Here is a 15,290-nt window from a genome sequence, read left to right as displayed (position 1 = left end):
GTTATGAGTTGTGATTTTACGAACTCCTAACTCTTAACTCCTAACTTTAGTAATTAAGCATTGGGGAAGAGACGGGCAATCTCCGATTCATCAAAAACGCCAGCTGGTAGTTCTTCCCCTAAAAAATCATTATTATCTTCACCCTTTTGCAAAGCTGTTTGATCGCCCCAGACATCTGATAACACGTCACTAAACGCATTTTCTTCTTGTGTATTCAGTTCATCAAGAATTTGCTCATCTAGCTTTCCTTTACTTGCAGTTGTTGTATCAAAGGAAATCTCGCTAAAATCATCTGCTTGCATACTAGATGTTTGATAAGACTGATCACTAGAGTTTAAGGAAATATCCCCCAACTCATTGTGGCTTTCTTGGATGGCAAACTCTTGAGCCATTGCTTCTCTGGCAAAACCATTTGTATGAGAAATTGCCAAAGTTTCATCTTCGGGGTTTTCATGGCCGATGATTGTTGGCTCGTATTGTTCTGCCTCCGGTTCGATTGGGGGCATAAAACGGTTCCCTAAAGCAATGTCTGGGTCAAAATGCAAATCCAGCACCTCAATTAGCGTATCAGCGTCAGGATTCAGCTTGGAAAAGGGCAACATTAACTGCGCTAACTTTGGTTCCAGCGCGTTAACAACGCCCAGGATGAGGTAAGAAGGTGGTCGCTTCCCGCCATCAGGAGTGTATACTGATTCTGCTTTCATGTGCAGAGTAATCCAATCATGGTTTACCTGAAAGAATTGCAACCACTTTTGTCTTATTGAATCTGTAAAGCTATTGAAGAAAGCCATATTGTTCCTCATCCTGAGAACTTGATGATGTTATACAATCATCAAGTCTAGTTCCTCTTCTGAATTAGGAACCTGGGGTTTACTCGGATTTAGATAAAAATCAGATAACAAAGAGAACAATTCACGGTCTGGGGAGTCATTCGGTACAACTCCTTCTGGACGCGCCAAAATCTGGTCAGCGATGTTGAGATAATAATCGCAAACATAGCTCAAAGATGGGTCATGCTCTGCCATTTCAAACAAAGTTTTACCCTTAACACGAGAAACCCGGATGTCTTCAATTAAAGGCAAGACTTCCAAAACTGGCATGGGTACAGCTTCTACGTATTTCTCAATCAAGTCACGCTTGGATGTACGGTTGCCGATTAAACCAGCTAAACGCAATGGATGAGTCCGTGCTTTCTCCCGGACTGAAGCTGCAATTCGATTGGCAGCAAACAAAGCATCAAAACCATTATCCGTAACAATCAAGCAGTAATCAGCATAGTTAAGTGGCGCTGCAAAACCACCACACACAACGTCACCCAATACATCAAATAAAATGACATCGTATTCATCAAAGGCGTTAAGTTCTTTAAGTAATTTCACGGTTTCGCCAACTACGTAGCCGCCACATCCAGCGCCTGCTGGTGGCCCACCTGCTTCTACGCAATCTACACCGCCATAACCCTTATAAATTACGTCTTCAGGCCAGACATCTTCGTAGTGATAGTCTTTCTCTTGAAGGGTATCAATAATTGTTGGAATCAAAAACCCTGTGAGGGTAAAAGTGCTGTCGTGTTTTGGGTCGCAACCAATTTGCAGAACTTTCTTGCCGCGTTTGGCTAGGGCGACTGAGATATTACAGCTAGTTGTGGATTTGCCAATCCCACCTTTTCCGTAAACTGCTAGTTTCACTGTTGTTTGCCTCTTTATAGTTTTTTGTCAAACTCGTGGCTCAAGCATTTGCCTTCACCTAGCCTCAGATGTCGGTATGAGGTACGTAAGTGTCATTATTGTCGAAATCACAGGGAAAAGAAAGGTGGCTGTAATCTCTAAAATGGTTTTATTAGGCTTATTAAATATTAATACAGATATATTATGGTTATTTTTTCCTAAAAACCGATAATTTACATAAAAAAACAGTTATAAAAATTTTTATATTATTTTTTATATAAAAATAGTTACAAAAAACAATAAGCTTAAATTGCCTGTAATATATGGTTTTCATAGATGGATGCTTATAGTTAGACAAATAAAAAGCCAGGAAGATAGGCAGGATCTCAAAGTGATATGAAATCTTTGCAAACCTATACTGCCAATACCACTGCACCTTTATACAGAAAGGTTTTCCAAGCAGATTTTATTGAATTACCAAGAAGATATGATTGATGCTTTTGAGATATCTGGGGTGATGGTGTAAAAAATTATTAATTTTGAAATATTAGCTCAATAAAGTTCCAAGCTTTGATTGCAAAACATTAGGGAATCAAGTTAGATTGTTCAATTTCTTGCAATGATTGCCAGCCTGGTTGCCACTGGGAGTTATCTTGTAATAATTTAGCGTTGACCCAAAAGCGGACTTTAGGGTCACAAGCGGCGACCATTTCGGCATACACCCACTTCCCCTGATTTTTGCGGTTGACAACTTGAAAGTGTCTCCAACCATCTATTTTTTGCTGCGTTGTCCACTTAGAGCCAACTAGGTAAGGAAATTTCTGTTTTTTGGTCATTAGTCAATTCTAAATCATTGCTTAACTTAAGTTTATGGTGGTAGAACTGACGATCTTGCTCATTTATTATTGCCATCCGGTGAATGAGTTCAAACAAAGTGTTTTAGGCACTTGAGCATTTAACCAATCTAAAACTTACTGATAACTGACCCACGTAGCGCAAATAAATTAAAAACTCTAGGGGTGCAATTGCTCGGTATGATATTTAATCTGCAAGCATTTACCAAGTAAACACCAGCTATGACTCAGAACTACCGCATTACCTTACTTCCCGGCGATGGCATTGGCCCCGAAATTATGGCCGTAGCGGTAGATGTGCTGAAAGTTGTAGGGAAGCAATTTGATCTTCAGTTTGAATTTCAAGAAGCATTAATTGGCGGTGCAGCAATTGATGCTATAGGCGAACCCCTACCATCTACTACTTTAGATACTTGCCGTAATAGTGATGCTGTCTTACTTGCCGCTATTGGTGGTTATAAGTGGGATTCTCTACCATCTCATTTACGCCCAGAAGCAGGTTTGTTGGGGTTACGTGCAGGATTGGGATTATTTGCCAATTTACGCCCAGCTCAAATTTTACCCCAACTCATTGACGCTTCGACTTTGAAGCGCGAAGTTGTAGAAGGCGTAGATATTATGGTGGTGCGCGAACTCACAGGCGGGATTTATTTCGGTAAACCCAAGGGAATTTTTGCCACTGAGACAGGTGAAAAACGGGGTGTAAATACGATGGTTTACACCGAAGCAGAAATTGACCGAATTGGCCGGGTGGCTTTTGAAACGGCACGGAAACGCCAAGGCAAACTTTGTTCAGTAGATAAAGCCAATGTATTAGAAGTATCTCAGTTATGGCGCGATCGCATCACCAAACTTGCCGCCGAATATCCCGATGTCGAACTATCTCACCTCTATGTCGATAATGCTGCCATGCAGTTGTTACGCGCTCCTAAGCAGTTCGATACGATTGTCACAGGCAATTTATTTGGTGATATTCTTTCTGATGCTGCGGCCATGCTCACAGGTAGTATTGGCATGTTACCATCTGCTAGCTTAGGCGCTGCTGAGGCTGGTGTGTTTGAACCAGTTCATGGTTCCGCCCCAGATATTGCAGGACAAGATAAAGCCAACCCCTTGGCACAGATTTTAAGTACGGCGATGATGTTACGTTACGGTTTAGACCAGCCCCAAGCCGCAGACTTTATTGAAAAAGCCGTCTTGCAAGTTTTAGCACAAGGCGATCGCACTGGAGATATCATGTCTGAAGGAATGAATTTACTAGGTTGCCGTGCTATGGGTGACGCATTAATTAAAACAATCGAAAAAAAATAAGTTTCTAGTCCAAAACAGGCAATTTGGCAATATTCGCTAAAAGTATCGGGTAAACTAAAAACAAATCTAGCAATTATACAGCAGTCGATAGTGTACGCATTACGACAAGAACAAACTAACTTTACTACTCCCAGGAAACAGCCTCCCTTGGTTGATCCTGCCTTAATTAGAGCAGCGGGGCAAATATACTACACCCACTGTGAAGTACATCCTGAAATCGCTGGTCAAACTTCAGGAGTAGCCATTAATCGCGTTACTCATAGAGGTAAAGTGATTTTTACTAATCAACCAGTCTTATTACCGCAAGAATGTTTTGTGCCGTTGAATCAAATTGAATCTCACATGTATTAGTCAGTGGTCAGTTGTCAGTTGTCAGTGGTCGATGACTCTCGACAAAAGGCTCAAGATGCACGACAAATGACACAGAACAAATGACACACGACTATATGGACATTTTGATGGTCGCACCTGCAAGTGTGATTGTTTTCACTTTGGGTGCATCTATTGGCAGCTTTATCAACGTTGTAGTTTATCGCCTACCAGCTAAGTTATCTATTCTTTGGCCGCCTTCCCGCTGTCCCCGTTGTTTAAACCAGCTAAAAGCTTACGATAATGTCCCTGTGCTGGGATGGGTATGGTTAAAAGGACGATGCCGATATTGTAAAAGCAAGATTTCTGCCCGTTATCCTGTGGTAGAAGTAATAACAGGTATCATATTTTTACTGATTTTTTTAGTATTTAAAGTCTCAATTGAGACATTAGGATATTGGGTCTTTTGCAGTTGGTTATTGGCACTATCGCTAATTGACTTAGACACGATGACATTACCCAACGCCCTGACTCAGTCGGGGTTAGTCGCGGGGATGGTTTTTCAAATGATAGTTGGTTTTTTATCAGCAGCCAGTTGGGTAGGATTAATCAATCACCTAATGATGGCGATCATCGGAGCAGTATTAGGGTTATGGTTATTTGAAGCGATCGCTCTTATTAGTTCAGTTGCCTTAGGTAAAACTGCAATGGGGGCAGGTGACGCGAAATTAGCAGCCATGATGGGAGCTTGGTTAGGCTGGAAATGTTTGCTCTTAGCTGGATTTATTGCCTGTGCAGTAGGGGCATTAGTAGGTATCACTGGCATCATTCTATCGCAACGTAAATTGGGACAAAAGATACCTTTTGGCCCCTTTTTGGCATTAGGAGCAGTGATTAGTGTGTTTGGCGGCCAAACAATTTTATCTGCTTATCTGCGGTTGTTTTTTTCTACAAGTTAAGACAGGCAAGGAGCAGCAAATGGATTTTCAGTTCATCAACAGTATTTTCAATAATTGAGATTCATTGTCACCTCTTAGTTAAGTAGGTCGATAAATTGACATTAACCTACTTCTTACTGCTCGGCCAGAAACTTGTAAATCTCACGCTTTACCTGAACTAATAGATCGCGTACTTGCAAAGCTTGCTCTAAATTGCCACTGCGCGCAATTTGTGTGACTGCATCATTCAATTGTGTTAAAGTCCGCCGCAACTCAATCAATTCCGAAGACTTGTTTTCTGTAAAACTGCCATGAGTGTTTCTGGCATCATTATGCTGTTTGCGATCGCTCAATAACTGTCTACCACTTTCTGTAATTGTGTAGACACGCCTACCTTCGACTTGTTCACTAGTTAAATAACCGCCTTCTTCCAACATTTGAAGCGTTGGATAGACTGAACCTGGACTTAGGCGGCGAAAGCCTCCGCGACGGTTTTCTAGCTCCTTAATCAGTTCATAACCATGCTGGGAACGCTCAGACAAAAGCCCAAGCAGCATAAATTTGATGTCACCGCGACGGGTGCGAGGCTCTTCTTGCCAGCCACCGCCAGATGAACCTCTGTGTCCATGTCGCCTACTCATAGAAAATTGATGGACAAATCCTTCTCCGGCATGGGCTGGTACAGGAAAACGTGAATGAAGTTGTCTAAACATTATATGACTCCTTGTGTTTTTGACGTATCACGATATATCTTTATTATAAACGAAATATATTGCGATATATCGGATTTGTCAACCATCAGAAAACCCAGTACGAGTTTTCAAGAGTTTTAGCGTAGGCATCATCATTTTTGTGGTTAATCACTTGGAGAAAAAAATAAACCCTTTCCCCCTTACACCGTTTCACTTTAAAGTTGATACATTTGGGCAAGCAGGGGAGGCAGTGCGGTAAGGCAGCGCGGTCTTGGGGGTTTCCCCCAGGAGCGACTGCCGCACCCCTTGTGGGTCTTGGGGAGCCACTGCGGTCTTGGGGTCTCCCCCTCCGGATTCGGAAGTTTCAACTCGACGGGAACCGCCAAGACTTGAACTTCCTCACCAAGTGGAGCAAGTGGCGTGGTTCCCCCCAGGAGCAACTGCCGTGGAGCAGGGGAAGCAGCGCTTCGGCTACGCTCAGTGACCGGAGGCAAGAGGAGTAAGAAAAGTAATTTGTATCAATAATTTTGTGAAATGGTATTACCCCTTTCCCCTTAACCTTTTTCTCTATGCTCCATTTCCATTTTGATTATTCATGACTGTAGTCCCCATTACCTCATCGACCCTTCGCATTTTGGTAATATCAGCCTTGTGACTTGTATTACTCTCTGAACGAAAAGTATCCTTTGCCGAACATAACTAAATTTCATAGATGCTGACTGCATCGTTAATTTTGGTAACACGTTTACAAGATTCGGTGGACAAGGTACTTGTGTTAGCATCAGTAATTTCGTTAAGCTGGCAACCAAAGATGCAAAATAATGTCTGAAGTGCTTAGAAGCGTAATTTGACAATGTAGTCAAGAGGAGCCAGTGCTTGTTTGAGGGTTTTCCAACTTTGGCGACTGGCGTTTAAGAGTCAAAAGTTTATAGTCAATAGCAAATACTAATGACTATGGACTATTAACTTCCGGTAACGGCTTGACTTGTTTTCGACCTCATACCTACTTAAATTAAGATAAAAATGGCGAACAACGAAGAATCACGCGGTTTAAAGTCTCTGTTTGATTGGTTTGCAAACCGACGTAAATCAGGATCTACCAGCCCCGAACGCCAAGAACGTGAAATTGCTGATGGACTGTGGAATAAGTGTTCTCAATGTGGTGTATTGACTTATACAAAAGACTTGAGAATCAATCAAATGGTTTGTGTTGAGTGTGGTCATCATAATCGGGTGGATAGTGATGAACGCATCCGGCAATTGATAGATCCAAACACCTGGAGACCGATAGATGAAAATCTGCGACCGACAGATCCCTTGCAATTTCGCGATCGCAAATCTTATAGCGATCGCCTACGAGAAACAGAAGAAAAAGTTGGCTTAATAGACGCAGTTAAAACTGGTTTAGGTCAAATTAATGGCTTACACATTGCCCTTGGTGTGATGGATTTTCGCTTCATGGGCGGTAGTATGGGTTCGGTCGTAGGAGAAAAACTCACTCGTTTGATTGAACAAGCGACTCAGCGACGGTATCCCGTGATTATTGTCTGTACATCAGGTGGCGCTAGAATGCAAGAGGGTATGCTTTCCCTAATGCAGATGGCCAAGATATCCGCAGCCCTAGAACGCCATCGCAATGCAAAACTGTTGTACATTCCTGTTTTGACAAATCCTACCACTGGTGGCGTTACTGCTAGTTTTGCCATGTTAGGAGATATCATTTTGGCAGAACCAAAAGCAACTATTGGCTTTGCAGGTCGGCGAGTGATTGAGCAAACACTACGGGAAAAACTACCAGAAGACTTTCAAACTGCGGAAGATTTACTGAAACACGGTTTTGTCGATGATATTGTACCCCGTACCCAGTTAAAGAACACCTTAGCGCAATTGATCGCCTTGCACCAACCCATACCCAATACCCCTCCAATGGTGTTATGGGAGACAATGACCTTAAGTTCCACGGCCGCTGAATAAAGTGAACTACCCCAATTTGGCTTCGCAGTCGTTTTGGGGTTTCCAGTTTCATCGGCCAATGCCTTAAATTGGACTTGTATCGTCCCTTGGTCTTATTAAAAAGAGGCTAGGAACTAGAGGCTAGGGGCTAGAGTGGTTATTTCATTCATAAGAAAACCGCTATAAATACTTCAAGTTTTTCGTGAGTAATGATTTTCCAATAATCAAGAAAATAAAGCAAAAACTTAAACTGTATATCTTCGTCTGATAAGCTATCCCAGAAAAGTTACAGGCGAATTTTTTGCTTCAATGAAACGTTCCCCGTTATTATTTGCCATCTTCCTCATCTCATTAACGCTACGAACCTTAGAAATCACTGCTTCTCTTAATACAGATGAGGGGTTGTGGATATATCGTGGCAGTCAATTTATTAAACACTTGTTAGAGGGAGATTTAATCGGTACTTTTCTCAAGCATCACCCTGGGGTTCCCAACATGTGGCTGAGTGGTAGCAGTATGTGGTTAAATTGCTGGCTACACAAGCTTTTTCCCAGCTTGATAGATATAGATTTGCCCTTAAATGTGGGGGCTTGTTTGAATATTCAAGAGTTTCCCATTCCTTTATATATAATTCCCCGCTTAGCGCAAGCAGTAATCACTTCTGCTTGTATGGTGTATTTATATATACTCGCTAAACGTTTATTTAGTAAAGCCGTAGCCCTGTGTACCGTTAGCTTACTGCTATTAGAGCCATTCTTTTTAGCATATCAACGCTTTATTACTACTGATGCACTACAAGCTGATTTTGCTGTTTTGGCTATACTGCTGTTTCTTTTATATTTGCGAAAAGATGGGGAACGCAAATCTCTTTTATTGTCGGGATTATTTTTAGGACTAGCTACGGCAGCAAAAATAACTGCGTTATTTTTATTACCTGCTGTTGCTTTATTAATAATATTAATTGAGTTAGGAGTATGGCAAAGTAGTTTTCCTAAAAGAGGTTGGAAGCGGCAATTTCAGGATTTTGCATTTTGGGTAACCACTATTGTTGTAGTGTTTATTCTGATTTTTCCCGCAATGTGGGTTTCACCTGGATATGTTTTCACTAAGATATACAAGGGTGTTTTGCAAGAGTCTGATCGCGGATTTCTTTTTTTCTTAGGACAACTCACTCATTCCCCAGGAATCCTTTTTTATCCGTTAGTGTTAGCATATCGCCTCTCACCTGTGCTGCAAGCAGGGTTATTAGCAACTGGTACAGTATTGCTGATACCAAAACTGCGCCGTCAGCAGCAAAAAGTGCCTGAATTGACAGCACTCATCCTGATTTCTCTGTGTGTGCTGCTGATACTATCGCTAAGTGACAACAAAATAGACCGTTATATTAATCTTTGCTTACCTGTCCTGGGATTGCTAGGGGCGGTTGGTTGGCTAAAAATAATTTCTGGGATGAAATATTGGCTAGGCGATCGCGTCCCTAACTTCCTTATTGATCGCGGACTGCTGACAGCATTAACTTTATTACTGTTGCAACTTATCTTCCTTTTACCCCACTATCCCTATTACTTGACTTACTATAATCCTTTGCTGGGTGGTGTAAAAGTAGCCCAAAATATATTTATGATTGGTCAAGGGGAAGGTTTAGAAAAAGCTGCACAATGGTTAAATCAGTCACCTAATGTCAAAGAAATTAAAGTAGCTAGTTGGTATAGTCGATATTTTGCCACTTATTTCCACGGTGAAACCTTACCCATAGACAAGCGTATTTCATCGGGAATCCAACCTTGGACACAGGCGAATCGAGTAGTATTTTACAAAAATCAATTGCAGCGTCAATTGCCAGAACCAAAGATATTGAATTATTTTGCTATGCAGCAACCTCTATACACTGTACGGCTGCATGATGTTGACTATGTATGGGTTTATCCTGGCGCATTACCTTTAGCTGAAGATATAAAACATATCCAGTTTCCTTTGTCTTTGTCTTTCGGTGAGCAAGTACGGCTACTAGGTTATGACTTGAATCAAACAAAAGTGTCTACAAATGGAGATTTGATTATCACATTTTATTGGCAATTTCTCACACCACTACCAGCAGATGTTTTACTTCAAATTGGTTGGCGCGATCGCTTTACTGATGCTTCGGGTGCAGACAATGACAATCCAACTAAGTTTTCTCATACATTTTTGCTAGACGGATACGTTTCTCCTGAACAAATAAGTAGAGGTACGGTATTGCGGGATGTCCACAAGCTGAAAATTTCCCCTACTCAATCATCACATTCTTACCAACTTAAGGCGAAATTATTTTCCCCTAGCCAAGAAAAAGTATTAGGACAAGCAGTTATAAAATGAATTGGGCATTGGGCAATTAAGAAGAATTGGGGCAGGGTGCGGGGTGCAAGGAGGAGTTTGAAACTACTTCGCGCTTATTGACTTGTGCTTAACACTCTTTCCTCTTCTCCCCTGCTCCCTGCCCCCTGCACCTTGTCCTCTTCTCCCCTGCTCCCTGCCCCCTGCACCTTGTCCTCTTCTCCCTGCTCCTCTGCTTTCTTATCGTCCTGGTTCTTTTACAAACATTAGTGGGGTGAGTGCTACTAATCGCAACAGACTAGATAAAGCAAACAATCCTAGTAATCCTCCAGATCCCGTAAATTGGGCAATTAAACTGCCGATGGTTGTACCTAAAGCACCGCTGACACCAGCGACGGCAGCTGCGATCGCAAAATAAATAGACTGATTTCTAATTGGTGTAATATCTAATTGCATATTGTTATTACATAAGTCAACTGCTGCCCCAGTCCCTCCAATCAAAATATGTAATAGCGGCAACCATAACCATAAATCAAAGCTGTCAGTATTTATTCCTAGCCAAAATAGTGGTATCACTGCCACTAAAATCCCCACCGAGATTAAAATTAGACGATTGCCGATTTTATCTGCTAATTTGCCCCACAAAACAAGCATGAGCAAATTTGCTCCCGCTTGCAAACTACTATAAATTGTTACCAAACTTACATCTAAATGTAGTGTTTCTAACATGTAGAAGTTAAAAAAAGGAGCGCTGAGATTAATAGCCAGCATCCAAAAACTGAAATAAAGCAAAAACATCAAAAAGTTAGAGTTTTTCCAGATGCTGCTGACAAAATCATTTTGTGGTGGAGTAATCTTAGGTATACAAATTTGCTCATTTTCATCAGCTGCACTTGTTGAGTTTTGAGGAGGCTGGAAAACGATATTTTGTAGTTGTGGATTCACATCCGCTTTCAAGCATTGACATCCCAAGCCCACTATCCCCAACACAGTACCTACTAGCAGTACCACCCCATAACCTTGTAAACTCCCGCCATACCAATGTGATATGGTTAGACCTGCCAAAGGGACACACAGCAAATTAGTCATACTGGCAGCGCTATTGCGTAAGCCAAAATACCTACCTCGTAGTCGTCGAGGAACTATCATTGCTAGCCAACTTAACCACGATGCGCTTCCTAGTCCTCCCACAAGATGGCTAAATAAGACAATCAAAAGTGTCAATACTACTAACTGGTGGGAATTTAAACCTCCCCAATTGAAGATAGCAATGCCCACAACTAAAATTAGCCATAGTAGCCGAGAAATTCCATGAATCCAAAGAGAATACCGCAGGCGACTGGTGGTACGTTCTGATAGGTAAGCACCGAAGGGTTGAATAAGATTCACCAGCATGGGGATAGAAGATAGCATCCCAAATACCACTGGACTAGCATCTAATTCCACTAGAAAATTACTCAGTAGGATTCCGCCAGTCGTTATAGAAAAAACCGTTGCTAGAACGGCATCTGTAGTGGAAGCTTTTAAACTGGTGCGAATAGCATTCTTAGAAATTCGAGGACTGAGTGTTGAGATTGGAGGAAGTGTAATTTGTGGTGTAACAGTCTGGGGAATTTCTAGAGTTAGAGATGCAGCTGTTTCAAGGGGAACAGAATTCATGACTGAGTATTGTTGGGTAAAGCACTCCAGTATAAGTTCAGTTGCGAATAATAATTCCCAACTTTGTTTGGCGTTGCAGAATAGATTTCAGGGTTGAGCTGATTTCTGCTGTGTGGTTTTTTATCTCATGTTCACAAAAGAACAATGACTAAGGATAAAAAAACAATGTAGACTGTGTAAATTAACTTAATAATTATTCATAACTTTACCAACAAATCATGCTAACTGCAATTCTCTTTGATTTGGACGGCACTATTGTTAACACTGATCCTATACACTACCAAGCTTGGAAACAAACTTTGTTGAGTTATGACATCGAAATTGATGAGATATTTTATAAATCTAGGATTAGTGGTCGCTTAAACCCAGAAATTGTCAAAGATATATTGCCGCAGTTATCACTAGCAGCAGGTCAACGATTTGCAGATGAAAAAGAAGCGCTGTTTCGCTATAAGGCTGGGGAACTGAAACCACTAAGTGGTTTTGCCGAATTAATAGCCTGGACAGATGCACATCAACTCAAACGCGCTTTAGTAACTAATGCACCTAGATTAAATGCAGAATTTATGCTAAAGGTTCTAGGAATCCAAGCAGCTTTCCACACAGTTGTTTTAGCAGAAGATTGTCTAGCAGGTAAACCTGATCCCACTCCTTATCAAGTCGCCTTAGAAAAATTGGAAATCAAAGCAGAAGAAGCGATCGCATTAGAAGACTCTCCCTCTGGCATTCGGGCTGCGATCGCTGCTAACATTCGTACTATTGGTATTGCCTCTACTTATGATCCCCAGATTTTGCGAGAAATTGGCGCATTTATGGCAATTCCAGACTTTACCGATTTGCAGTTGTGGACATTGTTGAACTCATTGATTGAGTCCGATTTAAGTGCGATCAATTCATAAAAAAAGGAAATTGCTTTAGGGACTTCCAGAAAATAAATTATCCAATTTACTCAGATAATATATTTCTCTTTGCTCCCTGCTCCCCTGCCTAAATAGTGATGGGATATTTTTTTAGCTGGAAGTCCCTTAAAATGCCTCTGGTGGAGCAATATCTGAACCAACAGTGATACCAGTAGTATTAGCCTTTAGTCCTGGTTTAACAGTCGGTTCAGTATTTTGAGGTGATTGAGAAATAGATGACGGGGGAATAACGATGATATTTGGATTCAGTCCTTTGTCAGGATTTACTTGCTGAGAAATTAAAGATAATCCTCCCACAGCCCCAGCAACAAGAGCTGTATAACCTATATATAAATGTGTGGGGCTGATTGCTATTCCCAATCCTCCAGGCATATTTTTAGAACCAGACAAAGAAGGTATAACCGATTTCGCTGTCTCAGTTGCAGGTAAAGAGGTAGCTAAAATTGTGCCGTTTAGTCCTAAAGCATTGCCCATTAGGCGAATAAAACCACGTACCAAAATATCTTCTGGCAATAACTCAAAATTGCCATTTTCTAACGCTTCCATTTGATGGATAGCGATATGAGTATAAATATTAAGTTGTCTTAAAGAAAGACCTTGAGCTTCACGAGCTTGTTTTAATTGCTGACCGATTTGACGTAATTGTTCCAAGCGTTGTTCAGCAGCTTGATTGACTATTTCAGTTTTTGAAGGTTGTTTATTTGGTTTTAGCCACTTCATCAGTATTGCTACTGGAAGGTTGCTTTCTGATTTTTTCATAAAATTGATAGTTGTATTTGCTACCATTGTAGATGCCGACATTAAATTTTCTTCATTAGTATTTGTACTAGTATTTTGAGAATTTAATTTAACATTAGCTATACAAGCTGATAAGTCAGTAACATTTTCTTGTTCAACATTTGATAAAACGGCAGCAGTATCCGTAGGTGGATCAGTATCTGTAACGTGTGGATGTTTTTGGGCAAACTGCTGAAATGCTAAACCAATGGCTTCTCTACCTACAGCTTTAAATAAAGTCTTGGCATGTTCGTTTGAAGAACCTAGTAATTTTTGTAAACTAGCAACAGCACGACGATAAACTTGACTACGATGTAATTCAGCTTCAATTTCACCTAATAGCGATCGCAATTCATCTTGAGCAATTTCAATAGTATGATTTTCAGCAATTTTTAATACATAAACGGATGTCATAGCCATGATTGCAGTAGCTCCTGGTACTTACACAAAGAATTATTTGTCTGTATAAATTCTTCTAACCTTTAGCGCCGTATCAGGACATTTTTGTATCACTGTCCCATGCCCACTTGCCCGATAAATGTATTTATTACAGTCGATTTTTGGTTGGGATCACAATCATTGCAAAATAGGGTACTTCCGCCGGATTAACTTCATCAAGCGGTATAATTCGTTGCCGTGCCGTTGTCGCCCGTTCAATATAGAGCGCCCGTGATGCTAAGCCCAATTGATGTAACACATCCCGCACTTTGGTAAAATGCCGGCCTAGCTTCATAATGGCCGCTGCATCAGTCGTCAGCAATTGTGTAGTCAATTGTTCTGCTGGCATGGGAGCAGGGAGGACAGTCAAAATATCGTTGTAATAGGTAAACGGTACACCCAATGCCACAGGACAAGCCATGAGTGAAGAAACTCCAGGGACGACTTCTGTTTGGTAATGCTCAGATAAGCGCGTGAACACATACATAAATGAGCCGTAGAAAAACGGGTCGCCTTCACACAGTACCGCTACATCTCGCCCAGCAGCTAAATGTTGAGCAATTGGTTCAACTTCCTTATCGTAAATAGACTCAGCTTTCTCAGGCTCTAAAGCACGGGGGAGGTGATATGATACCTCGATTTGATTGCCAGTTAGATACTGTGCAGCGATCGCCCGCGCTATACTTTCTTTGTCTGTTGCCGATTGATAAGCAACCACAGGGGCAGCCCGTAATAGCCGCAACGCTTTGAGGGTCAATAGTTCTGGATCACCAGGCCCTACACCAATTCCATAGAGACGACCTTTAGCTGTCATGATCATTCCTCCTCCGTTGCTAGGGCATTAACTGCGGCAGCGGCGATCGCACTGCCACCACGCCGACCATGTAAAGTTATAAAAGGGACATTTCTGCTATCTGCTGCCAATGCTGCCTTTGATTCGGCTGCACCCACAAATCCCACTGGAAAACCCAAAATCAGCGCTGGTTTAGGCGCTCCCTCGTCAAGCATTTCCAGCAGGCGGAATAGGGCTGTGGGTGCATTACCAATAGCCACAACTGCTCCTTCTAGATAAGAGTGCCACAATTCCAAAGCTGCTGCTGACCTTGTAGTACCAAGGCGTTTAGCCATTTCTGGGACTTCTGGCTCATACAGCGTACAAATTACTGGATTATTCGCTGACAACCGCTTTCTGGTAACGCCTTCCGCAACCATGCGACAGTCACACAAAATTGCTGCTCCTGCCGCTAGGGCAGCTCGTCCCGCTTGTACCGCCGTTGATGAATATCCCAAATCAGTGACAATATCAGTCATTCCACAGGCATGAATCAGACGCACTGCAACTTTTGCTACATCTGGTGGCAGCACATCTAAGTTAGCTTCCGACCGGATAATGGCAAAGGAATTGCGATAAATTTCACTAGCATCTCGGATGTAATCGGACATGGGAATTGGGGCAGGG

The 15,290-nt window shown here is 41.7% G+C and carries 14 protein-coding genes; 6 read left to right on the top strand and 8 right to left on the bottom strand.

The annotated features are described in order from the left end of the window. Window positions 1-53: 53 nt before the first annotated feature. The 3 genes from QI031_RS16590 to QI031_RS16580 form a co-directional block, all read right to left on the bottom strand. The gene (locus QI031_RS16590; protein WP_281480769.1) at window positions 54-791 is read right to left on the bottom strand and encodes a DUF5331 domain-containing protein; all 738 of its coding nucleotides are present in this window, start codon (window positions 789-791) and stop codon (window positions 54-56) included. 30 nt (window positions 792-821) lie between these two features. Continuing rightward, window positions 822-1,688 carry a ferredoxin:protochlorophyllide reductase (ATP-dependent) iron-sulfur ATP-binding protein gene (bchL, locus tag QI031_RS16585; protein ID WP_281480768.1) on the bottom strand — a complete coding sequence of 289 codons (867 nt, stop codon included), beginning with the start codon at window positions 1,686-1,688 and terminating at the stop codon, window positions 822-824. Between the two features lie 563 nt (window positions 1,689-2,251). Further along, on the bottom strand, window positions 2,252-2,503 hold the full coding sequence (locus QI031_RS16580; protein WP_281480767.1) for a TIGR02450 family Trp-rich protein: 252 nt from the start codon (window positions 2,501-2,503) through the stop codon (window positions 2,252-2,254). Window positions 2,504-2,743: 240 nt separating this feature from the next. On the opposite strand from QI031_RS16580, the gene leuB reads away from it, so the two are divergent. The 3 genes from leuB (at window position 2,744) to QI031_RS16565 (ending at window position 5,100) form a co-directional block, all read left to right on the top strand. Next, window positions 2,744-3,832 (top strand): 3-isopropylmalate dehydrogenase, encoded by a 1,089-nt coding sequence (gene leuB, locus QI031_RS16575; protein WP_281480766.1) that lies wholly within the window; start codon window positions 2,744-2,746, stop codon window positions 3,830-3,832. A gap of 90 nt (window positions 3,833-3,922) precedes the next feature. Beyond that, entirely contained in the window at window positions 3,923-4,183 is a 261-nt protein-coding gene (locus QI031_RS16570; protein WP_281480765.1) for a hypothetical protein, read from the top strand. Between the two features lie 95 nt (window positions 4,184-4,278). Beyond that, window positions 4,279-5,100 carry a prepilin peptidase gene (locus tag QI031_RS16565; protein WP_281486051.1) on the top strand — a complete coding sequence of 274 codons (822 nt, stop codon included), beginning with the start codon at window positions 4,279-4,281 and terminating at the stop codon, window positions 5,098-5,100. A gap of 113 nt (window positions 5,101-5,213) precedes the next feature. Here the strand turns inward: QI031_RS16565 and QI031_RS16560 are convergent, their stop codons facing one another. Further along, entirely contained in the window at window positions 5,214-5,792 is a 579-nt protein-coding gene (locus QI031_RS16560) for a PadR family transcriptional regulator (protein ID WP_281480764.1), read from the bottom strand. A gap of 1,002 nt (window positions 5,793-6,794) precedes the next feature. Here QI031_RS16560 and accD point away from each other — a divergent pair. Continuing rightward, window positions 6,795-7,745, top strand: a complete 951-nt coding sequence (gene accD / locus QI031_RS16555) for an acetyl-CoA carboxylase, carboxyltransferase subunit beta (RefSeq protein ID WP_281480763.1) — start codon at window positions 6,795-6,797, stop codon at window positions 7,743-7,745. A 288-nt stretch (window positions 7,746-8,033) separates the two neighbouring features. Continuing rightward, window positions 8,034-10,079, top strand: coding sequence for a glycosyltransferase family 39 protein (locus tag QI031_RS16550; protein WP_281480762.1), 2,046 nt, complete (start codon window positions 8,034-8,036; stop codon window positions 10,077-10,079). 198 nt (window positions 10,080-10,277) lie between these two features. Here QI031_RS16550 and QI031_RS16545 read toward each other — a convergent pair whose 3' ends face one another. Then, entirely contained in the window at window positions 10,278-11,696 is a 1,419-nt protein-coding gene (locus QI031_RS16545) for an MFS transporter (protein ID WP_281480761.1), read from the bottom strand. 218 nt (window positions 11,697-11,914) lie between these two features. On the opposite strand from QI031_RS16545, the gene QI031_RS16540 reads away from it, so the two are divergent. Then, window positions 11,915-12,595: an HAD family hydrolase gene (locus tag QI031_RS16540; protein WP_281480760.1), complete on the top strand. Its 681-nt coding sequence runs from the start codon at window positions 11,915-11,917 to the stop codon at window positions 12,593-12,595. 126 nt (window positions 12,596-12,721) lie between these two features. On the opposite strand, the gene QI031_RS16535 is transcribed toward QI031_RS16540, so the two are convergent. The 3 genes from QI031_RS16535 to QI031_RS16525 all read right to left on the bottom strand — a co-directional run bounded on the left by QI031_RS16535 (window position 12,722) and on the right by QI031_RS16525 (window position 15,274). Beyond that, the gene (locus tag QI031_RS16535) at window positions 12,722-13,813 is read right to left on the bottom strand and encodes a helix-turn-helix domain-containing protein (protein ID WP_281480759.1); all 1,092 of its coding nucleotides are present in this window, start codon (window positions 13,811-13,813) and stop codon (window positions 12,722-12,724) included. 127 nt (window positions 13,814-13,940) lie between these two features. Next, entirely contained in the window at window positions 13,941-14,645 is a 705-nt protein-coding gene (locus QI031_RS16530) for a precorrin-2 C(20)-methyltransferase (RefSeq protein ID WP_281480758.1), read from the bottom strand. Between the two features lie 2 nt (window positions 14,646-14,647). After that, the gene (locus QI031_RS16525) at window positions 14,648-15,274 is read right to left on the bottom strand and encodes a precorrin-8X methylmutase (RefSeq protein WP_281480757.1); all 627 of its coding nucleotides are present in this window, start codon (window positions 15,272-15,274) and stop codon (window positions 14,648-14,650) included. Window positions 15,275-15,290 lie beyond the last annotated feature (16 nt).

This window comes from Halotia branconii CENA392 (genome assembly GCF_029953635.1).
Classification (GTDB): Bacteria; Cyanobacteriota; Cyanobacteriia; order Cyanobacteriales; family Nostocaceae; genus Halotia; species Halotia branconii.
The sequence above is the reverse complement of the archived record's forward strand: the minus strand, read 5'-3'. Positions and strand labels throughout refer to the sequence as shown.

Excerpts from the sequence above, each read along its gene's own strand:
- QI031_RS16590 (WP_281480769.1), bottom strand. The coding sequence starts at position 791 with ATGGCTTTCTTCAATAGCTTTACAGATTCAATAAGACAAAAGTGGTTG.
- QI031_RS16580 (WP_281480767.1), bottom strand. The coding sequence starts at position 2,503 with ATGACCAAAAAACAGAAATTTCCTTACCTAGTTGGCTCTAAGTGGACA.
- leuB (WP_281480766.1), top strand. The coding sequence starts at position 2,744 with ATGACTCAGAACTACCGCATTACCTTACTTCCCGGCGATGGCATTGGC.
- QI031_RS16565 (WP_281486051.1), top strand. The coding sequence starts at position 4,279 with ATGGACATTTTGATGGTCGCACCTGCAAGTGTGATTGTTTTCACTTTG.
- QI031_RS16560 (WP_281480764.1), bottom strand. The coding sequence starts at position 5,792 with ATGTTTAGACAACTTCATTCACGTTTTCCTGTACCAGCCCATGCCGGA.
- accD (WP_281480763.1), top strand. The coding sequence starts at position 6,795 with ATGGCGAACAACGAAGAATCACGCGGTTTAAAGTCTCTGTTTGATTGG.
- QI031_RS16550 (WP_281480762.1), top strand. The coding sequence starts at position 8,034 with ATGAAACGTTCCCCGTTATTATTTGCCATCTTCCTCATCTCATTAACG.
- QI031_RS16545 (WP_281480761.1), bottom strand. The coding sequence starts at position 11,696 with ATGAATTCTGTTCCCCTTGAAACAGCTGCATCTCTAACTCTAGAAATT.
- QI031_RS16540 (WP_281480760.1), top strand. The coding sequence starts at position 11,915 with ATGCTAACTGCAATTCTCTTTGATTTGGACGGCACTATTGTTAACACT.
- QI031_RS16535 (WP_281480759.1), bottom strand. The coding sequence starts at position 13,813 with ATGGCTATGACATCCGTTTATGTATTAAAAATTGCTGAAAATCATACT.
- QI031_RS16530 (WP_281480758.1), bottom strand. The coding sequence starts at position 14,645 with ATGACAGCTAAAGGTCGTCTCTATGGAATTGGTGTAGGGCCTGGTGAT.
- QI031_RS16525 (WP_281480757.1), bottom strand. The coding sequence starts at position 15,274 with ATGTCCGATTACATCCGAGATGCTAGTGAAATTTATCGCAATTCCTTT.